Here is a 22,321-nt window from a genome sequence, read left to right as displayed (position 1 = left end):
CGGCTAGTCGTGCCACCAGCGGACCTTGAGCTTGCGGACCGGGCTCACGCCCCAACCGTGGTCATGGTGTCGCCACCGCCACACCCGGTAGTAGTAGTCACCCGGACGGTTCCAGCGGATAGCGAACCGGTACCTGCTCGTGGCCGACAGCTTCCGGTTGCCAGCGGTTACCCACTCGCCGTTCTCCCTGAGCTGGATTCGCACCCACTTGCCCTCGTGGTTCGGCAAGACACGGCCGTACAGGCGCACCCGCTCGCCGGGATACGGCGTCGGGTCGGAGAAAAAGGCCCGCACACGTTGGCGCACGGTGACGCGGTGCCACGCCGACGTGACCCCCATGTACTTCCGGTTGCCATAGAAGATCAGCCGGTACTCCCAGTTCAGCTTGGTCTTACGGGGGAAGGCCACGATGCCCTTCTTGTTGGTCTTCTGCCACGAGAGACCGCGCCAACCCTTTTCACCGGGCGGGCGTCCGACAAGCCGGATCGACGCGCCACGCACCGGACCGCCGGTGTCCGTGCGGGTGTAGGCACCCCGCACCCGCACGGTGTCGCCGTAGGTGATGAACCGTGAGCTCTGCCGCGAGCGCACCGTCGTGCCGATCAGCTTCGTCGTCTCGCCGGGTCCTGGCCCGGCCGCACTGTATGGGGTGACGCGGAAGCTGTACGACTGTCGAGTCGCGAGGTTCCGGACAACCGTGCGCCGCTTGCCAGGTCCGACGTCCTTGACGAACTCGCCGTCGACGTGGATGCGGTACTTGGTCACGCCGTCATGACCCGGCCAGTACGGCTCTCGCCAGCTCAGTTTCGCCTTGGCGCGCCTACCGATCGGCTCCAGATCGCGCACCGCGCTCGGCGTCGCTTCACCGCAGTCCGGCTGCTTCACGCCGTCGACCGTGCACGAGATGTAGGTCGCGGTGTACGTCGTTCGGCTCGCGGGGGCGAAGACGTCGTGGCCTCGCTTGCCGCCATCAGACCACTCGGTGAACCAGTAGTCCGGCTCTTGCGGGTTCGGTGCGGCGATCGTGTTGCGCGAGCCGACGATGACTCTGCGGCTGAACGGCGTCCGTTCGGTGTCACCGACGTTCAGGTCGAGGCCGCTCGGTTCGGTGTCGAAGTCCAGCCATACGGTCTCCGGGTCGAGCCGGACCGTCTCGCTGCTTGAGTTGCCGTCCGAGTCGGTCGCGATGAGGGTCAGTTCCAAATAGGACGGATAATCGTGGTCAGGCGCGCTGAACGAGCCGGATGCCGTGCTGCGGAAGAGCTGCACGGCGTGCGAGTGGCACGAGTCTATCGTCGTGCAGTGCCGCAACGTGAGCTGCCAGTCCAGCGAGTCGGCGGGCAACGGGCCGTCCTGCGGATCTTCCGCATGCCCGGAGAACGAGATGGTCTCACCCACCCGCCAGGTCAGATCCGACGTCGGGCTGTCGATCGTCACGGTGGGATCCGGCGGGTTACCAACGGTGATGGTGACGGTGTCCACATCGGATAGACCACGCGGATCCGTCACCCGAAGGCTCGCCCGCACTCTCGATTCATGCAGATAAGTGCGCTGTGCGGTCGCCGTCGACGCGTCGTCGAAGGCACCGTCGCCGTCAAGGTCCCAGGCGTAGCTGAGCGCCTCCGTGTCCGGGTCGGTAGATGCCGTGCCGTCGAAGTCGACCGTCAGTGGGGCCGGTCCGGATGTCGGAGACGCGCTGGCCACCGCGTTCGGACGGTTGTTGCCGTCGTTGTAGCTGATCCGGTGCAGCTCGCCGACGTCGAGCGCGATGTAGTACAGGTCGCTGCCCGGTCCGATGAGCAACTGCACCGGCCGGACGACGTCGCCAGCGAACAACTCGATGCTGCCAGGGTCGGGTTGGCCATCGATGCCTCGCCGCATCGCCCACACACAGCCACGCGAGGAGTCCGCGAAGAACAGCGCGCCCCGGTAGGCGAGCGGGTAGTCGCTTGTGCCGTCCTCGAACGCGATTCCACTGATCGAGGACCCGCCGGTACCACAGTTGTCGCCCGCGACCACTTCGTTCTGGTGGTGGTAGGCGAAGTACGGCTCGTCCTGACCCGCGCCGGTGTAGAGCGATTCGCACGCCGTCAGGTCAGCGTTGTTGTACCCGGGCTGCTTCACGCCGCCCTCGTAGCACGGCCAGCCGAAGTTTTCGGCCGTAGTGTCACCGGCGCCCGGAATGCGGTTGATCTCCTCCCACTTGCGCCAACCGACGTCACCGGCCCAGATCTCGCCGGTACCCGGCCGGAAGCTGAACCGGAACGGGTTGCGCATGCCGTAGGCGATGATGCGTTGCTTCTTGGCGTTTCCGCTGCTCGCGAACGGGTTGTCGGGCAGCGGGTCGCCGGTGTCCGGGTCGACGCGCAGGATCGAGCCGTCCATGGAGATCGGGTCACCCGCGGGTCGCCTCGCTGACTGTGACCGCAGCGCGCCGCCCCTGGCGTCCGGAGCGGTAAGGGATGTGCCCGCGGGCTCCGGTGGGTCCCCGCACGGGTTGCCTTCCTGACCGAAATCGGTGAAGGTAAAGCTCGCGCCGTCACCGGAGCCGACGTACAGCGCGCCGTCCGGGCCGAACGCCACGGTCCCGATGGAGTGGCTGGGGTACTGCTGACACCACCCGGTGAGCAGTGGCTGTTCGTCCGTCGCGACGCCGTTGCCGTCCAGGGTGAGGCGGGACAGCCTTGCCTTGATCACACAGCCCTGGTCGTTCGCGCCGGGCGGATTGGGGCACGCATCACCCCACTGGCCACCGCCCGGCTTGCGGTCGAGGCTGTAGAGCGCGTACAGGTACGGTTTCGTGGGGTAGTCCGGGTGGACGGTCATGCCGAGCAGGCCCCGGTCCCAATAGTCGTAGACGTCGTCGCGCAGATCGGCGGCGACCGTAGCCGTGGTGTCGGTGAGGCCGTCGAACGTCTTGATGATGCCGCTCTTCTCGGCGATGAACACCCTGCCGTCGTCGGCGAACGCCGCCGCCGTCGGGACGTTGAGACCGTCAAGGACTACGTCATCGGAGAAGCCGCTCGGGACGGTACCCATGGCGCTGGCGGCTGCCGTCTTGACGCCGGTTGCCGGGATGGCCGCGGTTGCCTCGGCTCCGATCGCCGCCTGCGCGGGGACGGGACTGATCAGCCCGGCCGCCACACACATCGCGATGGCACCTCGCGCCAGCGCTGTCCGAGCTCGCCCAGTTCGACGACGCAGCACGACTCGCACCCCCGGTAGGTAAATGTGTTAACCAGGGGTCGCTAACCACGGTCGGGACGTTTCACACCACGGCTGATATCCGCGCGGATTGCTCCGAACAGCGCAGCGCACGGCGTCGCTGTCGCGACGCGAAACCAGCCAGGCAGTCGAGTCCGACTGCCTCACGGTGGTATTTCCTCTCCTACAAACCGATACGATCGTATCGCAGGCGATGCGACTGTACCGGATTTCGCGCAAGAAACCGCAGCGCGGGCCTGGGTGCCGGACACGACACCCAGGCCCGCGTACTGTACGCGATCAGATGATCAGAACGCCGCTTCGTCCAGCTCCATCAGGCCGTTGTCGGCGGACTCGACAACCTTGCGACGGGCGGTGAGCTCGGGCAGCACCGTCTTGGCGAAGAACGACGCGGCCGCGACCTTGCCCTCGTAGAACGGCCGGTCCTTCTCGCTCGCGCCGTTGTCCAGCGCGGTGATGGCGATCTCGGCCTGCTTCTGCAGCTGCCAGCCGACGAGCAGGTCGGTGGCCGACAGCAGCAGCCGCACCGAGTGCTGGCCGATCTTATACAGGTTGTCCGGCTTGTCTTGCGACTCGGTGAGGTAGCCGATCAGCGCACCAAGCATGCCCTGGACGTCATCGAGTGCCTGCTTCAGCAGCGCACGCTCCTCCTTGAGCCGGCCATTACCGCTCTCCGACTCGATGAACTGCGTGATCTCGCCAGCCACGTGCGCGAGCGCCTGGCCCTTGTCACGGACGACCTTCCGGAAGAAGAAGTCCAGCGATTGGATCGCCGTGGTGCCCTCGTAGAGGGTGTCGATCTTGGCGTCACGGACATACTGCTCGATCGGGTAGTCCTGCAGGAAGCCGGAGCCACCCAGGGTCTGCAGCGCCTCGGTGCCGAGCAGCGTCCAGCTGCGCTCCGAGCCACCACCCTTGACGATCGGCAGCAGCAGGTCGTTGACCCGCTCCAGCAGGTCGACATCCTCACCGGATGCCTTGCCAAGCGCGATCTTGTCCTGGTAGGTCGCGGTGTAGAGGTAGACCGCCCGCAGACCCTCGGCGTAGGCCTTCAGCGTCATCAGCGCGCGGCGCACGTCCGGGTGGTGCGTGATGGTCACGCGCGGCGCGGTCTTGTCGAGCATCTGGGTGAGGTCGGCGCCCTGCACGCGCTCTTTGGCGTACTCCAGCGTGTTCAGGTACGCGGTCGACAGCGTGGAGATGGCCTTGGTGCCGACCATCATGCGAGCGTGCTCGATGACGTCGAACATCTGCGCGATGCCGTCGATCTTGTCGCCAACAAGCCAGCCCTTGGCGGGGGTGCCGTGCTGGCCGAAGGTCAGCTCGCAGGTGGTGGACGCCTTGATGCCCATCTTGTGCTCAACGCCGGTGACGAAGACGCCGTTGCGCTCGCCGGTCAGCTCACCGGTCTCCGGGTCGAAGTGGTGGGCGGGCACGAAGAAGAGGCCGAGGCCCTTGGTGCCGGGCTTGGTCTCGATGCCAGGGCCCTCAGGGCGGGCGAGAACGAGGTGGAAGATGTTCTCGGTCATGTCGTCCTGAGCGGCGCCAGTGATGAAGCGCTTGACGCCCTCGATGTGCCAGGAGCCGTCGTCCTGCTTGAACGCCTTCGCGCGACCGGCGCCAACGTCGGAACCGGCGTCCGGCTCGGTGAGCACCATGGTGGAACCCCAGTTGCGATCGATGGCGATCTGGGCCCACTTCTTCTGCTGCTCGTTGCCGTTGTTGTAAAGGATGTTGGCGAACGTCTTACCAGCCATGTAGAAGAACACGGCGGCGTTCGCGCCGGTGTACAGCTCGGCGGCCGACCAGGCGACGGTCGGCGGGATGCCGAAACCGCCCAGCTCGGTTGGCAGGCTGATGCGGTCCCAACCAGCCTCGACAGTGGCCTTGAGGGCCTTCTTCACCGACTCCGGCATGGTGACGTCGAACTTGTCCGGGTGAAACACCGGCGGGTTGCGGTCGGCGTCCTCGAACGAGTCGGCCACGACGCCCGAAACCAGGTTGTTGACCTCGGACAGCACGGTGCGCGTCGTGTCCTCGTCAGCTTCGGCGAAGGGACCGGTACCCAGGTGCTCTTGGATCTTGAGCACCTCGAAGAGGTTGAACTCCAGGTCTCGGATGTTGCTCTTGTAGTGACCCATGTGTGGTTGCTCCGTGTCGGTGTCGGCTCGCTTCCCGCCGCGAGGCCGTGACCTCGACGTCGAGAGGGGCTACCTGCCTGTGTTGTCAGGTCGAAGGCCGCGCGTGCGAGGCCCGCTCCCCGTCACCGGGTGTCCCGGTTGCGCCGCGGATCGGCCGCCCGTAGCGCGCCGTCGTTGGCCGCTGGCTTACTCACCAGTAACTTCAGGATATTACCAGCGAGTAATGCTAGCAAGCGCTGCGCCAGGATGTCTCGACCATCACACCACGGGCTCCGCCGGATGGCCGTCCGATCGACCCGTACGGGCGACAATGGCGATACAGCACTGGCAGACTGACGGCACGGCCGCGCCGCCAAAGTCGTCATCGTCGGGGTTGGATACGCCGGAAGTCACGGTCGTAGTCCTCGTCAGTCACGACGCCGGCGAACTGCCCGCGGCGACCGGGTTCTCCTCCGACCTTGTCTCCGTGGGCGGTAACGGCGTCAGCTGCAGCAGACCGGACCGGAACGCGATCGTCACCGCGTGGGTGCGATCGCGCGCGGACAGCTTGCGCAGGATGCTCTTGACGTGCGTACGTACCGTCTCGACCGACAGGAAAAGGACCTTCGCGATCGCGGCGTTCTCCATCCCCTCCGCGATCAGCTGCATGACCTGGAACTCTCGCCGCGACAACGGCATCCGCAACGGTTGCACGCCTTGATTGCCCGCGGCAGCACCGGATTGTTCGACCGAGCCGACCATCGCCCGCAGCACCGGATCGAGATAACGGTGTGAGTGCCACACGCTGCGGATCGCATCGGCGAATCGGTGCGGATCGGCGTTCCGTACGAGCGCGCCGTAGGCGCCAGCGGCCATCGCTCCCGCGACGTAGCGCGCGTTCCTGTCGGGATCGCTGACGACGACCACCACGCGCGGTGCGTCTCCGCCGGTCGTCAACGTATGGATGAATTGGCATTGCGGCGCTAGCTCGGACGCCAACAGCACGACGTCTGGATGCAGTTGATCGATCATGACGAGGCAACCCTGCTGGCTCGCGGAGTGTGCCACCATGCGTGCCCACGGTGTTCGTTCGATGAGGGTGGCAAGCCCGTCACGGAACAGCGGCACGGTATCGACAACGCCGACCGTGACCATCCGCTGACCGCGCACGTCGATGCTCAATTCGCCACACTCCCTCCAGCCGCGCACACGGCGCGGCAAAGCCTCCACCACCGTCGTGCGATGTGACGGTGGCGCAGCGCCCGCGTGACGTGGCACATCGGCAGCAGACCAGTACTTTCGTACTAGATTCCGCCCCTGTCCGGAGGGAGCCCGCGGGATCCGCCGCGGCGTCCAACCAGTTCATGCGCGGTGCGGCCCACCGCATCCCGGCAAGCCGCTGGCGTTCCGATCTCAGGCCCGGTACGGTCTGTGACTCGCAACACAATGTATGTCACAAACCCAGGAGACGACATGGATCCGCTCGCGGTAATCGTTATCCTGGTCTTGATGTTCACCGTCGCCGCCGTGATCGTCGCGGCCGAGGACGGCGCGGCTCGGCGGGCCGAGACCACCCGAACGGCATCACGCACCGGCGATCCACACGATCGGCGCTAGAACGACACCCCTAGCACCGGACCCGCGAGCGTGAACATCGCGACCGTGATCACCACCATTCCCACGACATTGAGCACGACGCCCGCGCGCACCATGTGGCCCATACGCACGTAGCCAGACCCGAACGCGATCGCGTTCGGTGGCGTCGCGACCGGAAGCATGAACGCCGACGTCGCCGCGAGCGCGGCTGGCACGGCAAGCAACATCGGATCGACGGCGAGTCCACCGGCGACGCCGATCAGGATCGGCAAGAACGTCGCTGTCGTGGCCGTGTTGCTCGTCAGCTCGGTCAGCAGAAGTACCAGCCCCGCCACGATCAGGACCAGCACGAGAACACCAACCGCGCCGACGCCTTCGACCTGCTCGCCGATCCATCCGCCGAGCCCCGTCACCTTGATCTGGTTGGCAAGGGTGAGCCCGCCGCCGAACAGCAGCAGGATGCCCCACGGCAGTTGCTTGGCCGTGTCCCAATCCAGCACTCGCTCACCAGGCCTGCCTCTAACCGGAAGAATGAACAGCGCGATCGCCATCGCGATCGCGATCACCTCGTCCTCGACCCGAGTGAGGAGCGGCAGCGCCGCCTTGAGGCTGTCCACACCGTCGCTGCCGAACAGCGTCGGGATGAAGATCCACCCCAGCGCGGCACTGACGAATACGACGAGCACGGTCCATTCGCCAGCCGACATCGGCCCGAGTTCGTTGAGATGCCGCTGGATCAGCTCGCGTCCGCCGGGCAACTCTTTCAGCCTCGGTCGGAACACCAGTTGAGTTAGCGCGAGCCATGCGAGGAATAGGAACACGATCGCGATCGGGACACCAAAGAGCATCCATTGCCCGAACCCGATATGGATGCCCTGCTCTTCCAGGTTTGAGACCAGCAGGCCGTTGGGCGGTGTACCGATGATGGTCCCGAGCGACCCTATGGACGCCGCGTAGGCGATGCCGAGCATGAGCGCGACAGCGAAGTTCGGATCGTCACCGCCACTATCCTTACCGTCCCCGAGCTGTGAGACCAGGACTAGTACCGACAGTCCGATCGGCAACATCATCACCGTGGTCGCGGTATTGCTGACCCACATCGACAGGAACGCGGTGGCCAGCATGAAGCCAGCGACCAGCATCACCGGTTTCGTACCGACGAGCAGTACCGTGCGCAGCGCGATCCGTTTGTGCAACCCCCAACGCTGCATGGCGAGCGCGAGCATGAACCCGCCGAGGAACAGGAAGATCACCGGGTGCGCATAGGGCGCCGCGGCACCGAGTAAGTCTGACGTCGTCGCGTCGGCACCCGCGTCCTCGACGTCGACGGTGCCGATAGGCGTCACCTCGAACAACGGGAACGCCACCAGCGGCACCAACGCTGTGACGGGGAGCGGGATCGCCTCCGTCATCCACCAGACCGCCATCAGAATGCCGATGCCCGCCGTCGCCCGTGCTTCCATCGCGAGCGAGTCCGGCAAGACCAGATAGACGACGGCGCCAAGCAGCACGCCGAGCAGCAGCCCGACCCACCGCCGCGCTACCGCCTGCCGCGCGCGTTGCTCCTGCGCGGTCGTTGGTGACTCCGACGACCGCGCTTTCCGCACCTGTGACATGGATCACCTCCACCCAGTGATCACAACCTACCGCAGTCACACGACTACGGAGAAGGGCCGGAAGGCGATCACCCCGCCACTGGTTCCACTCGCGGCCGCGTACCCGGATTTCGATCAGGCAAGCACGAAAATTCGGTTGGCTTCCCGGCGCTACGCCGAGATCCTGACCGCATGGATTTCAGCAGCTTCGACAGCCGTGGTTACCGGACCGTCGACGCCCGCACGGGGTACGGCGAGTGGGTCGAAACCTATGAGGACACCGTCGAGGACGCGATGGATATCGCGCTTTTCGACCGGCTGACCACGCCGCGCTGGAAGACCGCCAACCGTGCGCTCGATCTCGGCTGTGGCACCGGCAGGACTGGTGCGTGGCTGCGGGACAAGGGCGTCACCGCCATCGACGGTATCGACGTCACGCCGCAGATGCTGACCGTCGCCGAGCGGCGTGGCGCCCATGACCGGCTCATCGAGGCGGATGTGACCGCGACCGGTTTACCCGACGACACGTACGACCTACTTACCGCGTCACTTATCGATGAACACCTCAGCGATCTTGGTCCGCTGTACCGGGAGGCGGCCCGCGTAGCGACAGCGGACGCGACGTTCGCGATGGTGTCGTTCCATCCGCACTTCATCATGCGGTCCGGCATGCCGACCCACTTCACATCCGAGAGCGGTGAGCACATCGCGATCACGACGACGGTGCACCTGATCAGCGACCACATCACGGCGGGCATCGAAGCCGGGTGGCGGCTCGCGGAAATGCGCGAAGCGGTGATCGACGACGAGTGGATCGCGGTGAAGCCGAAGTGGGAGCGCTATCGGAACCACCCGATCTCGGCGGCCTACGTCTGGCGACAGACGTCCCACCTACCGTGAGGACATGCGTCGAATTGACTACGTCATCTGGTATGTCGAATCGCTCCAGCGGTCCGTCGCGTTCTATCGCGATGTACTTGGCCTCGAGGTGCGCGTCGAGGGCGACGGCTACGTCGAGTTCACCATGGACAACACCAAGTTCGCGTTGTTCGAGCGCGGTAAGCTGACTGAGCTCATCGGACGTCCTGGCGGCAACCCGCCCTGCGGCGAGATCGGGTTCATCGTCGACGACGTCGACGCCGAGGCGGACCGGCTGCGACAGACGGGTGTCGAGATCCTGACCGGCCCGGTCGACCGGCCGTGGCGGGAGCGGACCGTGCACATCGCCGATCCGGACGGCAACATCGTGGAGTTCGCGCAGAAGTTGTGAACCACCGGGTCAGCCCAACCAGCCGGCCAACCGCTCCTGCTCCCACCGCTGCTTCGCCGCGAACGCCGCCTCGTCGGGCGGAGTGAGCGCGACATCCGGTTTGGGCTCGGCGTAAAAGTCGCCTTCCACCTTCGCGACCCGCTGACCTGGTAGTTCCAGGAAGCAGTAGCCGTGACCGTCAAACGACACCCGCTCGCCGCCGTGGAGATCGGCGGCCACGTTGGCGGCCGCGGTCAGCCCCTCGGCCTCAGCGAAGACGCCCGCCTTCGGAAGCTGCGCGGTCAAGGTCGGCACCATCGTGCAGTCACCGACGGCGTAGACGCGCTCGGCGTTGGTGGCGAACGTCGACCGGTCGGGCTTGATCCAGCCGGACTCCGATGCGACGTCGCTCGAAGCCACCACCGGTAGCGGCGCCGCGGCGGGCACACCGAGCATGACCTGGAACTCCTGGCCGCGGTCCTCGCTGAACCGGGCGACACCACCGTCGATCGCCTCTACCGGGTGCTCGGTCAAAACCGTGACCCCGCGCTCGGTGAGACGCTCGGCAAGAAAATGGCTGGCGTCCGGGCCCGCGACCGGCAGTGTGAGCGGCTGCGGGGTCGACACCACGACATCGACGTCGTCACGACGGCCCTTGGCGCGCAGCCACTCGTCCAGCAACAGCGCGGCCTCGAAGGGCGCGGGCGGGCAGAGGTACGGCGCGCCGAGGATGCTGACGAGCAACGTGCCACTCGTTAGGGCATCCAGGTCGGCGTGGATACCGGGCAGCGCCGTCGCGTCGTAGAGGTTGTGCACGTGGTCGCCGAGCAGAGCCGTGTGCTTCGGCTGATAGCCCGAACCGAGCGCGATGACCATGGCGTCGCCGGTGAAGGTCCCCGCCGACGTGTCCACACTGCGTGCCGACCCGTCGATCGCGGTGATGTCCGCGTGCACGAAGCGGATGCCGTGCCGTTCCAACGCCGAAAGCGATCGCGTGCCATCAGCCAGTGGGCGCATTCCCGCGAGATCCCACAGCTTCGCGAATCCCACGAAGAACGTGTCGCGCGCGGCGATCACGGTCACCGTGTCGTCGGCGGGCAAGCGTCGCCGCAGTTCGTGAGCCGCGGCGAGACCACCGAAACCACCGCCAAGCACTAGGACATTCGCCATACGGGCTTCACCTCCGCGCAACTGATGCCGCCGCACGTTAGCAGTCGCCAGCGCGGACCGCGAAAGTTCGCGGGCGGGCTACCGTGAACCGCATGCGACTCGATTCGGAGCACCCCGACCGGCTGCGGTGGAACGCCCGCTACGAAACGATGTCGCCGGATTTCGTCGCACATCCCTTCGCGGCAGAGGCACTGCGCGCGGGCATCCCGGATGGCAGAGTGCTGGAAATCGCCTGCGGTCGGTCGGGCACCGCGCTGACGTTCGCGGAAACGGGACACGACGTCGTCGCCGTCGATGTCTCAGACCTGGCACTCGACCAACTCGCCCAGGAAGCGAGTCGCAGGGGCGTGCGGGTGGAGTGCGTGCACGCGGACGCGCGGACATACCTCCCGGCGGGCGAGTTCGCGCTTGTCGTGGCGATCCGATACTGGGAACCGGACGTCTTCGCGCGGGCATGCCAGATGATCACGCCGGACGGGCTGCTGCAGTGGGAAGCACTCGCCGACCCCGACGGTGGACGGTTTCACGTCAAACCAGGTGAGCTGAGCGCGCGACTACCCGAGGGGTTTCAGGTGCTCAGTGAGGAGACGACGACCACAGGCAGGCACCAGACGTCACGACTCACCGCGCGCCGGGTCACTCCCACCGCTCGGTAGCGAGCGCCCACGTCAGCGTCGGCGTGCGTTGATGAAACATCCCCACCCGGACGCGGCGGCGGGTTATGAACTGCGCGTGCGGGAGTCCGAACATCGTGCCTTCCGCGCGGGCGACCCGGATCAACCGGTCAACCTGCACTGCTACCCACCGGGGCACACCGCAGTGCGCCGCTACCTCGCGTTTCGCGACCGGCTGCGCGCCAGCGACGCCGACCGCGACCTGTACGCCGAGACCAAGCGTGAGCTGGCGAAACGCGAGTGGCGCGACATCAACTATTACGCCGAGGCGAAGGGGCCCGTGATTGAAGAAATCCTCGCGCGGGCTGGCTGGCACGAATAGCCGTGCATCAGCCAGCGCCACCCTGCGAACACGCCGTTGCGATCAGTCGCGAACACGTCGACTACGCCAATCGGAGTACATTTCGTCGACACCCAATCCGTTGACATCGCTCGCTCGTAGTACCACAACGTCAGCCAATGTCCATGGCCTCAATGGGCCTCGAGAGATACGGAGGACGCGATGCGCAGAGTGACTGCGGCCGCAGCGCTAGGCTTCGCACTGGCGATCGGTGGCGGGGCTGCTCCCGCGTTGGCACACGACGCCGGACCATGCAACGACTCCGGCGAACCGGGCAACTCCGACTACGCGCAGCACCACATCAAGCCATCCGCACAAGATGGCGCGCTCGGCGAAGGTGGCCACAAGCCGGGCAGCCATCAAGGCTTCTCAACCTGCAAGTAATTGCCGTCCTCGTGGGTGTGGGGCGTGGTGTCTCACACCCACGCCGCTGTGTTCGACATTCGTCGTCGATCGGGATTTCGGAACCGTGATCGTGATTCTCGGCCCGAGTCCGGTGCTAATCTGCGAGCGTGGCGCTCGCGACGATCGAACTGCTAACTGGACGCGGCATCTACGACAAGCGTGGAATTCTCGAAGCCGTGCGCCGCGCACTCGTCGGTGCACTCCAGGTTTCCGAGGACGTTCCAACGGTAAGGCTTGTCGAGCATTCGCCCGAGAATGTGATCATTCCACCTCAGCATTCCGAGCGGTACGTGATTGTCGAAGTCACGATGTTCAAGGGGCGCACTGATCGAACCAAGCGTCGTCTTTACAAGTATCTCGTCGCGGAACTCGGCGCGTTCGACATCCCCGCTTCCGACGTGCGGATCGTGATACACGAGCCGCCCATGGAGAACTGGAGCCTCGACGGCATTCCCGCCACCGAGGCGGATCGGGATTCCGCCATCGAAGCGTGAGCCGGAATCGTTGGTGCCGTGTAAACACACGAACTACAACGCTAACGTGAACCCCTCGTGCGAGGCCTCGAACCCGAGCCGCGAATAGAACCGATGTGCGTCCGTGCGCTGCTTGTGCGATGTCAACCTCACCAACGCGCAGCCCTGCCGACGGGCCTCGTCGATTGCCCACCGCATCATGGCCCGGCCCAGCCCGAGTGACCGGCAATTCTCCCGGACATGCACCGCATCGATCTGCGCCCGTAACGCGCCCTGTCGGGCCAGGCCTCGAACGAACGTCAGCTGCATCGTGCCGACCAACGCTTCGTCCTCGTTGGCCGCGACAAGTAGCACGTGCGCGGGATCGCTGTCGATCGCGTGGAACGCTTGTCGATACGGAGTCAGATTATCGACCCGTTCACGCTGTCGGCCCAGCGAGTCGTTCGCGATGAGGTCGACAAGCGAAGGGACGTCGGACTCAGTCGCCCGCCGTAGCAAGAACGTCGCTGAATCGGTGACGAGAGCCTGTGGCAAAGGCATGACGTCGAGCCTGCCACAGTGCCACGTCGTCCTACACGTCACAGTAAGCGTCGAAATCGAGGTCGAGGGCGGCGGCCGCGGACTACGATGACTTCATGCGGTTCGCGTTCAAGACGTCACCCCAGAACACGACCTGGTCGGACATGCTCAGCGTGTGGCAAGCGGCTGATGACATCGAGATCTTCGAGTCTGGCTGGACGTTCGACCACTTCTATCCGATCTTTTCCGACTCGACCGGGCCGTGCCTCGAAGGCTGGCTCACGATGACGGCACTAGCGCAGGCCACGCGACGTCTGCGGGTTGGCAATCTCGTTACCGGCATCCACCACCGGCACCCTGCCGTGCTGGCCAACATGGCGTCCACATTGGACGTCATTTCCGGCGGACGTCTGGAGCTAGGCATCGGTGCCGGGTGGAACGAGGAGGAGTCCGACGCCTACGGCATGGAGTTGGGCACACCCCGCGAACGTAGCGACCGGTTCGAGGAAGCGTGCGAGGTCCTCGTCGGGCTGCTGACGCAGGAGACGACGACATTCTCCGGTACCTACTACCAACTAAAGGACGCTCGAAACGAGCCAAAGGGTGTGCAACGACCGCACCCACCCATCTGTATTGGTGGCGCGGGCGAGAAGCGCACATTGCGGACGGCGGCACGATTCGCGCAGCACTGGAACTTCGGCGGCGGCACGCCCGAAGAGTTCGCCCACAAGCGCGACGTCTTGCACCAGCACTGCGCCGACATCGGCCGCGACCCCGCGGAGATCACGCTGTCCAGCCACGTCTGGCTTGGCGAAGACGGCGACCCCCAGCGCGTGGCTGAGACGGCGGCCGCACTGGGTGAGCAGGGACTTGACCTGGCGATCGTCTACCTACCGCCACCCCACACCCCGACGGTGTTGGAGCCACTGGCCGAGGCGCTGGCGCCGCTCGCTTAACGCCATCTCAGGACGTCCGATCGATGCTACGTTCGCGACGTGGACGAGTTCCGGCGCCGCTTTCACGCCTTGGGCGGCCTTTACCAGGGGTTTCTGGCGCTTTCGATGCTGCTCTTGTCTTCGATGCTGTGGTGGTTCGTCGAGCGAGACTGGACCAACGCGGCCGCCCAAGGAACGCTGGCCTTGTTCATCGGGTGGCGCCCCATCCAGTTGCTCATGAAGCCGAAAATCGGGTCGGACTGAACACCCAAACCGATCGATAGAGCTGTGCTCAGTGGGCTCGCGGAGCTGGTCAAGGTTCTACGGATGTGCAGCGGAGGTGCTACGGAGGTTCTACACCTATATCTAGAACAGGTGTTCGATGGTGGGTAGTGTTGGGGGTATGAGCAGCGCGAACACCACGCTTCCCACGCCCGGCCCGCAGGGTTGGTAGCAGGCCACCGACGCCGAGTTGACCGCCGCGTTGCGGGACGCCGAGGTGCTGCGGAACCGTGCGGAGGCGGTGCAGGCGGCGGTGTTGGCGGAGATTTCCTCGCGTGGGGTGTTCGCTACCTTTGGGTATCCGTCGTTGGCGGCGCTGCAGCGGGATGCGCTGCGTATCGGTATCACCGAGGGCAGGAAACGCGCCCGGCGCGCCGAACGACTCCACCCCACCCGGCAGGGCACGGCGGAGCGGGCGGCGGCCGCACCGTTGACCGCGCAGGCCGCCGCCGACGGGGTGCTGAATCCGGGTCATGTCGACGCGATCAGCGAGGTGATGGCCGCCCTGCCCGCCACTGTGGAGGACACCGAGCGGGACGGTTACGAGAAGACGCTGATCGAGTTGGCCCAGCAGGCTCAACCGGCGGTGGTGCGCCGCGCCGGGCGCCACATCCTCGCGCTGCTCGACCCCGACGGGCCCGAACCCACCGACGACGGTGACGACGGGTTGGCCGAACCGGAACGCGAACTGCTGTGGTCCTGGACCCGCCACAACCGGTTCACACTGCGCGCCACCCTGGATGCCGAATCCGGACAACTCCTTGAGACCCTGCTGTCGGCGCTGGCGAAACCCAAACCGCATGCCGACGGCATACCCGATCAGCGCAGCACCGGCCAACGCCACGGCGACGCCTTCGCCGAGCTACTCGACTACACCCAGCGTGCCACCGAACGGCCCACCGAAGCCGGCGAAACCCCGGTGGTGACGGTGTCGATGAACCTGAACCAGTTGCTACGGCGTGAGCGCCACCCCGACACGGCCCCGGCCCCGCAGGACCTATTCGCGCACACGCCCACGTTGAATGGGGAATGCCCCATCACCGCCGAAGCCGCCCGCCGGTTGGCCTGCGACGCGCGCCTCGTGCCCGCCGTACTCGGCTCGAACGGCGAAATCCTCGACCTCGGCCGCGAAGTCCGCACCGCCACCCGCGCACAACGCCGCGCCCTCACCGCCCGCGACGGCGGCTGCGTCATGTGCAGCCGCACCACGCGCTGGTGCCACGTCCACCACATCACCGAATGGCACCACGGCGGCGGGTCGGACATCTCCAACATGTGCCTGCTCTGCTCAGCCTGCCACCGCCTCGTCCACCACGCCAACTGGCAGGTCCGCATGGCCACCGACGGCAAACCCGAATGCCTACCACCCGCCTGGCTGGACCCGACACACCAACCCCGACGCTTCACCGCACCCCACACCGACCCCCTGGCGAGTTAGTCAGCCCAGCCGCCGACCCAGACCGCCTCGCAGGGCAACCCGACACAACCACACACCCGCCCACCGCGACCAACACCGCTGGCCGCGGCACAACCGCATGCGCTGGCATGCTTACCGGGTGAGTTCGGCCGGTTCGCTCAGCCGCACCAGCTTCCGCGGGTTTCGCATCGCGTAGATCCGGCTGATCCTGCCGTCTTCCACGACGAAGCTCACCGCGGTCAGCTCGCCGTCGATCTCGATCCGACCCGCGGGCGCGCCGTTGAGCCACACGGTGGTCGCCTCGAACGGTCCCCGGATCCGATTCGCGGCCTCAAACAACTTCGCCACTCGCTCTGCGCCGTGGATCGGAACCCGAACCGCACGCGCCAGCCCACCACCGTCGGCGACGACGACCACGTCAGGAGCCATGATCTCTATCAGTTCCTGCAACTGCCCAGTCCGCAGCGCGGTCAGGAACCGCTCCACCACGGCTTGTTGCTCCGACCGACTCACTCGCACCCGCGGCCGCCTAGCCGACACATGCTCACGCGCCCGTCGCCCGATCTGCCGAACCGTCGCGGCGGGCTTTCCGATGGCCTCGCCTATCTCGCCGTACGGAATCTCGAAGACCTCGCGGAGCACGAACACCGCCCGCTCGGTCGGCCCGAGCGTTTCCAGTACGGTAAGCATCGCGATCGACACGCTTTCGGCCAGTTCGACGTCGTCCGCGACGTCGGGGCTGGTCAGCAGCGGTTCCGGGAGCCATTCTCCGACGTACTCCTCACGGCGGCGCGCCAACGTTCGCAGGCGGTTGAGCGCTTGCCGCGTGACGATCCGGATGAGGTACGCCCGCGCGTCGCGCACCCGCGCGCCGTCGACGTCGGCCCACCGCAGCCAAGCCTCCTGCAGCACGTCCTCCGCGTCGGCCGCCGAGCCGAGCATCTCGTAGGCGACGGTGAACAGCAGGCTGCGATGCGCAACGAACGGATCGTCGATCATGACGCCGACGCTACGCCGGAATGTCCCGGGCGTGCGGCCAGCGGAATCTCGCACGCATCGGAGTAGCCCTCCGACTCGATCCCGAGCGCCGTGTTGCACCGTGTCGTGTAGTTGGCGAAGCCGATCACGGCGTTGAGCTCGACCAGGGCCGCCGCGCCGAGCTGATCAAGCAGGCGCGCGGACAGCTCATCCGTGACGGTCGGAGGTGTGTTCGTCATGGCCTCGGCGTAGGCCATCACGTCCCGCTCCAGTGCGGTGAAAACGTCCGACTCCCACCACCGCGGCACCTGACTCGCCTTGCGTAGATCCAACTGCTTGTTCCACGCCTGGAAATAGTTGAAGTCGAGACACCAGCCGCAGCCGACCTGCGCGGCGACCGCCATGTGCGCGAACGACTTCAGACTCTCGTCGGCCCGGTCCCACTTCTGGAGCCTTCTCCCGAACGACATACCCGCCTTGAAGACCTCCGGGTTATTCCAGAGCACCCCGATCGACTCGGGCACCTTGCCGAACATCTTGCTGCTGAACCGCTTGATCAAGCTTCCGGTCAAGCCAGTGAGCGCGACTTTCGGAACACGTGCCGTCATGCTGTCCTCCCATACGTCTACCTGTTCGGCATGAAGACACCGGCGGGCGCGGGAACGTGACATCACGGCGGATTCCCCGGTCTCACGCCGCCAGCGGTGAAACCGTGCCTGGTGCCAGTCGGATCGTCGGATCTCTTGTGACGAGTAAGCCTTGACGACTCGAACACGGTCGGAGGAAGTACGGCTTCTGATTTTTTTCTCGCGGTGGTGTCGAATGGCGTCGAGCCCGTTCGTCGCCAAGGTGAGAGACACCAGATCCTCCGAGGAGTTGACCATGAAGCAGTACCTGCTCGCCGTCCAGTTCGATGAAAGTGCGCCGCCGCTGTCCGAGACGGAGACGCGGGAGCAGTTCGCCCGGACCGACAAGGTCACCGCCGAGATGCGGGCCGCTGGTTCGTGGGTGTTCGTCGGTGGCCTGCGGGGCTCGCACGCCACAACGGTCGTCCGCCCCGCGGGCGACACGACGACGATGACCGACGGCCCGTTCGCCGAGACCAAGGAACAGCTCGGCGGGTTCTGGGTGATCCGGTGCGAGGACCTGGACCAGGCGCTGGCCTGGGCTGAGAAGTGCGCGCTGGCGTGCGGGTGTCCGATCGAGGTGCGCCCGTTCGACCACGTGCCGGAGGACTGAGCGCGAATGGACCTGGACAGCGTCTACCGGGCGGAGTACGGCCGGTGCGTGGCCACGCTGACCCGCGTCCTCGGTGACCTCGGGCTCGCAGAGGAGGCCGTCCAGGACGCATTCGCGGTGGCCGTCCAGAAGTGGAATGAGGCGCCACCGACCAACCCCGGCGCGTGGATCGTGACCACCGCCCGCAACCGAGCGATTGACCGCTTGCGCCGAGAATCCACCCGCGAGGCCCGCCACGCCCAAGCCCTGCTGTTGCACCAACCCGACGAGCCGGCGGAGATGGGACCGGTGCGCGACGACCAGCTCCGTCTGATCTTCACCTGCTGCCACCCGGCGCTGTCCTCGCTCGCGCGGACCGCACTCACTCTGCGTCTGGTCGGCGGGCTGGGGGTCGCCGAGATCGCGCGGGCCTACCTGGTGCCGGAAGCGACCGTGTCCCAGCGGATCGTCCGCGCTAAGAAGAAAATCCGCGACGCTGGCATCCCTTATCGGGTGCCCGACGCCGCCGAGCTCCCGGAGCGGTTGGCATCGGTACTCACCGTGCTCTACCTGATCTTCAACGAGGGATACACGGCCACGTCGGGGGAACTGCTGCGGACGGACCTGTGTCTGGAGGCCGTCCGCCTGGCGAGGGCGCTCGCCGATCTGATGCCCGACCAGCCGGAGGTGATCGGGCTGCTGGCGCTGCTGCTGCTTACCGAAGCTCGGCGGCCAGCGCGGGTGGGACCGTCGGGCGAACTGGTGGTTCTCGCGGAACAGGACCGGTCGTTGTGGAACCGGCAGCTGATCGCCGAGGGGCATGAGCTGGTGCGGTGGTGCCTGCGCCGTGATCAGCCTGGGCCGTACCAGTTGCATGCCGCGATCAACGCCGTGCACACGGACGGGTCCGCGACCGACTGGAAGCAGGTGCTGGCGCTCTACGACCAGCTGATGCACCACACCCCGACGCCCATCGTGGCGCTCAACCGGGCGGTCGCCGTCGCCGAGGTGCACGGACCCGCACTGGCGCTGGCCACCATCGATGAGCTAGACCTGCCGGACTATCACCTCCTGCCCGCCACTCGCGCGGATCTGCTCACCCGCCTCGGCCGCGCCTCGGAGGCCATCGCCGCCTATGACGAGGCCATCGCCCTGGCCACGAACGACACCGAACGCTACTTCCTGGAGACGCGACGAGCGCGCCTCACACCGGACACATGAGAAAGGAATCCAACATCATGAAGCTCACCACCACCACGTGGGTCACCGTCGACGGCGTGATGCAGGGACTCGGCGGGACCGATGAGGACCGCAGGGGCGGATTCGAGCGCGGCGGATGGGTCATGCCGTACTACGACAACGAGGCCGCGACATTCCTGAACGACGTCTACCAGCGCGCCGATGCGTTCCTGTTCGGACGGCGGACCTACGAGATCTTCGCCAGCTACTGGGGAACAATGGCAGACCCGGACACCAACCCCATCGCGGCGGCCTTGAACACCAAGCCCAAGTACGTGGCATCGACCACCCTCACCGATCCGAAGTGGTCGGACACCACCGTGCTCACCGACGATCTCGCGACCACCATCGCAGACCTGAAATCCAAGCCAGAGGGCGAGTTGCAGGTGCACGGCAGCGGCGCGCTGATCCGCTGGCTCCTCACCAACCAGCTCGTCGACGAGCTCACCCTGCTGGTCTGCCCGGTGGTCGTCGGTCAGGGCACGCGGCTGTTCCCCGACACCGGCTCAGACGCGGCGCTCGACCTGGTTGAATCGCGGTCCACCCCGAAGGGGGTAACAATCCAGGTCTATCGGCCCACCGGCCGTCCGCGGTACGAAACGGCCGCGCCTGAGCCAAGCACGTGATCTGGGATCGTCTGGCACGCACGCGCCGGTGAGCTAGTGGTCCGTTAATGGCCCGGAACCCGTGTTGATCTACGCAAGAGAAAACCCCAGGTCCACAGTAGACGCCCTATGGCCTGGGGTTTCTCTATGAGAGCGGATGACGGGAATCGAACCCGCGTTCTCAGCTTGGGAAGCTGATGTTCTACCATTGAACTACATCCGCACGGCGTCAGACAGGATACACGTCAGCGGATCATCCGTGTCCACCCTCCCCTCATCTCCCAGCGGGGTTGACCCCTAGCCGGAAAGTGACAACACTTGTTGTCGGGTGCTGGCACTCGACCAACGACGGTGGGGTGAAACCGATGACCGACCACGAACGCCTGCCCGACCCTGAGCTGTTCGCCACCGGCCGCATGCAGCGCGCGCTGCGGCTCGCCGGGAACCGCGACCTCAGGGCGGACGCCGCACAGCTTGCCCGGTTGCGGCAGTTCGCGCAGGCGGACGATCCGCTCGCGGACGACGTCGTCGCCATGATCCACGCGATGCCACGCGGCGAAGGACGCGCACTGTTCGAGCAGGCCCTCGCCGAGGGCATCGACAGCGTCGACAACCCACCGCCGCCACTCGTCGCGTTCTTCCGTGACGTCGAGGCCACGCCGTACTGGGTTGACTTCGACCGCATTGACAACGGGGCGCGGTCGATCATCCGAACCGGCCTATTGGGCATGTTCCCGCTAGGCGACATGTCGCTGATGGGCGGCTATCTCGCGTCCCGCGCGGTCAAGACGTTGGTCCACACCGGCGACCTCGAACACACCGCCGCCCGCAGGCTCGCCGAGACGGCGTCGTGGTGGATCGACGTCACCACTCCCGGCGCGCTCCGCCCACAGGGTGACGGCATGCGCGCCGCGCTCCAGATCCGGCTCGTCCACGCCTTCGTGCGAGACGCGATGAACCGCCGCGACGACTGGGACTACGACGCATGGGACCGACCGGTCAACCAGGTGCAGACCGTCGGCACTCTGCTGCTGTTCTCGCTGGTGTTCCTGCTGGGCACGCAACTGCTCGGCATCCGATACACCCAGCAGGAGCGCGAAGACGTCATGCACCTCTGGCGGTACGTCGGCTGGCTGATGGGCGTCGACGACGAGCTCCTGCCCGGCAGCGAAGCCGACGCGTGGCGGCTGCTGTGGCTGCTCGCCGCGACCGAGTTCATCCCGGACAACGATTCCAAGCGACTCGCTAACGCTCTGCTCGCGCAGAACGCGAACATCGGCGCTGGCCTCGGGCCGCTGTCCGGCGTCGTCGGGTCGGCGTCGGTGAGCCTGCACGCCGCGATCAGTCGCATGCTCATCGGCGGCGCCAACGCCGATTTTCTCGGGCTGCCGCGCAACCGCCTCACCGACGCCACCGTGCGCGGCATCGCCGCCGTCACCTTCGCCGCCGAGACCGCGCGGATGCGCGTGCCGGGCGCGACCTGGTTGCAGCAGAAGATCGGCGAGCTGACCCGCTCGCAGTATCTCGCGCAGGTCAGCAAGGCGTTGCCGCTCGACCGCAGCTACTCGCGCCCGATGGACACCCCGGTCGACGGCGCCGCGTAGCGAAAACACCTGCTGGTGGCATCGGTGGGCGAAATCGTGCCCGCCGATGCCCACGTGGGTATCCCGTTGACTAGGGTGTCCCTGTGCTCCTCAGTGACCGCGACCTGCGCAAAGAGCTCGAAGCCGGACGTCTCGAGCTGGACCCGTTCGACGTCGAGATGGTGCAGCCGTCCAGCATCGACGTACGGCTCGACCGGTTCTTCCGGGTCTTCGACAACACGAAGTACACCCACATCGACCCATCGTTGCAGCAGGACGAGCTGACGTCGCTGGTGGAGCAGACCGACGACGACCCGTTCGTGCTGCACCCTGGCGAGTTCGTGCTCGGCTCGACGTTCGAGATGGTCACCCTGCCCGACGACCTCGCGGGACGTCTTGAGGGCAAGTCGTCACTCGGCAGGCTGGGGCTACTCACTCACTCGACGGCGGGCTTCATCGACCCCGGCTTCAACGGTCACATCACCCTTGAGCTGTCGAACGTCGCGAACCTGCCGATCACGCTGTGGCCCGGTATGAAGATCGGGCAGCTGTGCCTGTTCCGGCTGTCGAGCGCGGCGGAGTTTCCGTACGGCACGAAGCAGGCCGGCTCGCGCTACCAGGGGCAACGCGGACCGACACCGAGCCGCGCGTACCGGAACTTCCACCGCACCGACACTCGGCGCTGACCCGAGCGGTTC

23 protein-coding genes and 1 tRNA gene are annotated in these 22,321 nt (G+C 66.2%); 15 read left to right on the top strand and 9 right to left on the bottom strand.

The window, feature by feature from the left end:
- Positions 1 to 3: 3 nt before the first annotated feature.
- The 3 genes from ACFQGD_RS01295 to ACFQGD_RS01285 all read right to left on the bottom strand — a co-directional run bounded on the left by ACFQGD_RS01295 (position 4) and on the right by ACFQGD_RS01285 (position 6,527).
- Positions 4 to 3,150 carry a PQQ-dependent sugar dehydrogenase gene (locus tag ACFQGD_RS01295; RefSeq protein ID WP_345403533.1) on the bottom strand — a complete coding sequence of 1,049 codons (3,147 nt, stop codon included), beginning with the start codon at positions 3,148 to 3,150 and terminating at the stop codon, positions 4 to 6.
- A gap of 362 nt (positions 3,151 to 3,512) precedes the next feature.
- Positions 3,513 to 5,366, bottom strand: a complete 1,854-nt coding sequence (locus ACFQGD_RS01290) for an acyl-CoA dehydrogenase (protein ID WP_345403530.1) — start codon at positions 5,364 to 5,366, stop codon at positions 3,513 to 3,515.
- Positions 5,367 to 5,777: 411 nt separating this feature from the next.
- Entirely contained in the window at positions 5,778 to 6,527 is a 750-nt protein-coding gene (locus tag ACFQGD_RS01285; protein ID WP_345403527.1) for a response regulator transcription factor, read from the bottom strand.
- Between the two features lie 291 nt (positions 6,528 to 6,818).
- On the opposite strand from ACFQGD_RS01285, the gene ACFQGD_RS01280 reads away from it, so the two are divergent.
- A complete protein-coding gene (locus tag ACFQGD_RS01280; protein ID WP_345403524.1) occupies positions 6,819 to 6,962 on the top strand; it encodes a hypothetical protein in 144 nt (47 codons plus the stop codon).
- On the opposite strand, the gene ACFQGD_RS01275 is transcribed toward ACFQGD_RS01280, so the two are convergent.
- Positions 6,959 to 8,557, bottom strand: coding sequence for an SLC13 family permease (locus ACFQGD_RS01275; protein WP_345403521.1), 1,599 nt, complete (start codon positions 8,555 to 8,557; stop codon positions 6,959 to 6,961). The two genes, ACFQGD_RS01280 and ACFQGD_RS01275, sit on opposite strands and share 4 nt — an antisense overlap.
- Positions 8,558 to 8,728: 171 nt before the next feature.
- Between ACFQGD_RS01275 and ACFQGD_RS01270 the strand changes: the two genes are divergently transcribed.
- Positions 8,729 to 9,436 carry a class I SAM-dependent DNA methyltransferase gene (locus ACFQGD_RS01270; protein WP_345403518.1) on the top strand — a complete coding sequence of 236 codons (708 nt, stop codon included), beginning with the start codon at positions 8,729 to 8,731 and terminating at the stop codon, positions 9,434 to 9,436.
- Between the two features lie 4 nt (positions 9,437 to 9,440).
- Positions 9,441 to 9,806, top strand: a complete 366-nt coding sequence (locus ACFQGD_RS01265) for a VOC family protein (protein WP_345403515.1) — start codon at positions 9,441 to 9,443, stop codon at positions 9,804 to 9,806.
- 9 nt (positions 9,807 to 9,815) lie between these two features.
- Here ACFQGD_RS01265 and ACFQGD_RS01260 read toward each other — a convergent pair whose 3' ends face one another.
- Positions 9,816 to 10,955, bottom strand: coding sequence for an NAD(P)/FAD-dependent oxidoreductase (locus ACFQGD_RS01260; RefSeq protein ID WP_345403512.1), 1,140 nt, complete (start codon positions 10,953 to 10,955; stop codon positions 9,816 to 9,818).
- Positions 10,956 to 11,047: 92 nt separating this feature from the next.
- Between ACFQGD_RS01260 and ACFQGD_RS01255 the strand changes: the two genes are divergently transcribed.
- From ACFQGD_RS01255 to ACFQGD_RS01240, 4 genes are all read left to right on the top strand, one after another.
- On the top strand, positions 11,048 to 11,611 hold the full coding sequence (locus tag ACFQGD_RS01255; RefSeq protein WP_345403509.1) for an SAM-dependent methyltransferase: 564 nt from the start codon (positions 11,048 to 11,050) through the stop codon (positions 11,609 to 11,611).
- 31 nt (positions 11,612 to 11,642) lie between these two features.
- Positions 11,643 to 11,951 carry a GrpB family protein gene (locus tag ACFQGD_RS01250; RefSeq protein WP_345403506.1) on the top strand — a complete coding sequence of 103 codons (309 nt, stop codon included), beginning with the start codon at positions 11,643 to 11,645 and terminating at the stop codon, positions 11,949 to 11,951.
- A gap of 180 nt (positions 11,952 to 12,131) precedes the next feature.
- The gene (locus ACFQGD_RS01245; RefSeq protein WP_345403504.1) at positions 12,132 to 12,353 is read left to right on the top strand and encodes a hypothetical protein; all 222 of its coding nucleotides are present in this window, start codon (positions 12,132 to 12,134) and stop codon (positions 12,351 to 12,353) included.
- Positions 12,354 to 12,481: 128 nt separating this feature from the next.
- Positions 12,482 to 12,868 carry a tautomerase family protein gene (locus tag ACFQGD_RS01240; protein ID WP_345403501.1) on the top strand — a complete coding sequence of 129 codons (387 nt, stop codon included), beginning with the start codon at positions 12,482 to 12,484 and terminating at the stop codon, positions 12,866 to 12,868.
- A 33-nt stretch (positions 12,869 to 12,901) separates the two neighbouring features.
- On the opposite strand, the gene ACFQGD_RS01235 is transcribed toward ACFQGD_RS01240, so the two are convergent.
- On the bottom strand, positions 12,902 to 13,387 hold the full coding sequence (locus tag ACFQGD_RS01235; RefSeq protein WP_345403498.1) for a GNAT family N-acetyltransferase: 486 nt from the start codon (positions 13,385 to 13,387) through the stop codon (positions 12,902 to 12,904).
- 95 nt (positions 13,388 to 13,482) lie between these two features.
- Here ACFQGD_RS01235 and ACFQGD_RS01230 point away from each other — a divergent pair, with 95 nt between their 5' ends.
- From ACFQGD_RS01230 to ACFQGD_RS01220, 3 genes are all read left to right on the top strand, one after another.
- The gene (locus tag ACFQGD_RS01230) at positions 13,483 to 14,322 is read left to right on the top strand and encodes an LLM class F420-dependent oxidoreductase (protein ID WP_345403495.1); all 840 of its coding nucleotides are present in this window, start codon (positions 13,483 to 13,485) and stop codon (positions 14,320 to 14,322) included.
- Positions 14,323 to 14,361: 39 nt separating this feature from the next.
- Complete coding sequence (locus ACFQGD_RS01225; protein WP_345403492.1) at positions 14,362 to 14,565, top strand: hypothetical protein; 204 nt, start codon at positions 14,362 to 14,364, stop codon at positions 14,563 to 14,565.
- 208 nt (positions 14,566 to 14,773) lie between these two features.
- On the top strand, positions 14,774 to 16,021 hold the full coding sequence (locus tag ACFQGD_RS01220) for an HNH endonuclease signature motif containing protein (RefSeq protein ID WP_345398875.1): 1,248 nt from the start codon (positions 14,774 to 14,776) through the stop codon (positions 16,019 to 16,021).
- 111 nt (positions 16,022 to 16,132) lie between these two features.
- Here the strand turns inward: ACFQGD_RS01220 and ACFQGD_RS01215 are convergent, their stop codons facing one another.
- Positions 16,133 to 16,999: an RNA polymerase sigma-70 factor gene (locus ACFQGD_RS01215; RefSeq protein WP_345389466.1), complete on the bottom strand. Its 867-nt coding sequence runs from the start codon at positions 16,997 to 16,999 to the stop codon at positions 16,133 to 16,135.
- Complete coding sequence (locus tag ACFQGD_RS01210; protein WP_345389463.1) at positions 16,996 to 17,586, bottom strand: carboxymuconolactone decarboxylase family protein; 591 nt, start codon at positions 17,584 to 17,586, stop codon at positions 16,996 to 16,998. Before ACFQGD_RS01210 ends, ACFQGD_RS01215 begins: the two co-directional genes overlap by 4 nt.
- Positions 17,587 to 17,860: 274 nt before the next feature.
- Between ACFQGD_RS01210 and ACFQGD_RS01205 the strand changes: the two genes are divergently transcribed.
- The 3 genes from ACFQGD_RS01205 to ACFQGD_RS01195 are packed head-to-tail and all read left to right on the top strand — an operon-like array spanning position 17,861 to position 20,061.
- Positions 17,861 to 18,217, top strand: coding sequence for a YciI family protein (locus tag ACFQGD_RS01205; protein WP_345389460.1), 357 nt, complete (start codon positions 17,861 to 17,863; stop codon positions 18,215 to 18,217).
- Positions 18,218 to 18,223: 6 nt separating this feature from the next.
- Entirely contained in the window at positions 18,224 to 19,417 is a 1,194-nt protein-coding gene (locus tag ACFQGD_RS01200; RefSeq protein WP_345389457.1) for an RNA polymerase sigma factor, read from the top strand.
- A 17-nt stretch (positions 19,418 to 19,434) separates the two neighbouring features.
- Positions 19,435 to 20,061, top strand: coding sequence for a dihydrofolate reductase family protein (locus tag ACFQGD_RS01195; RefSeq protein WP_345389469.1), 627 nt, complete (start codon positions 19,435 to 19,437; stop codon positions 20,059 to 20,061).
- Positions 20,062 to 20,192: 131 nt separating this feature from the next.
- Here the strand turns inward: ACFQGD_RS01195 and ACFQGD_RS01190 are convergent.
- Positions 20,193 to 20,263 (bottom strand) — tRNA-Gly (locus ACFQGD_RS01190).
- 142 nt (positions 20,264 to 20,405) lie between these two features.
- Here ACFQGD_RS01190 and ACFQGD_RS01185 point away from each other — a divergent pair.
- Positions 20,406 to 21,644: an oxygenase MpaB family protein gene (locus ACFQGD_RS01185; RefSeq protein ID WP_345389454.1), complete on the top strand. Its 1,239-nt coding sequence runs from the start codon at positions 20,406 to 20,408 to the stop codon at positions 21,642 to 21,644.
- A gap of 83 nt (positions 21,645 to 21,727) precedes the next feature.
- Positions 21,728 to 22,309 (top strand): dCTP deaminase, encoded by a 582-nt coding sequence (gene dcd / locus ACFQGD_RS01180; protein WP_345389451.1) that lies wholly within the window; start codon positions 21,728 to 21,730, stop codon positions 22,307 to 22,309.
- Positions 22,310 to 22,321: the final 12 nt, after the last annotated feature.

This window comes from Haloechinothrix salitolerans (genome assembly GCF_042662605.1).
GTDB classification, from domain to species: domain Bacteria; phylum Actinomycetota; class Actinomycetes; order Mycobacteriales; family Pseudonocardiaceae; genus Haloechinothrix_A; species Haloechinothrix_A salitolerans.
This window is presented reverse-complemented; position numbering and strand designations above follow the sequence as displayed.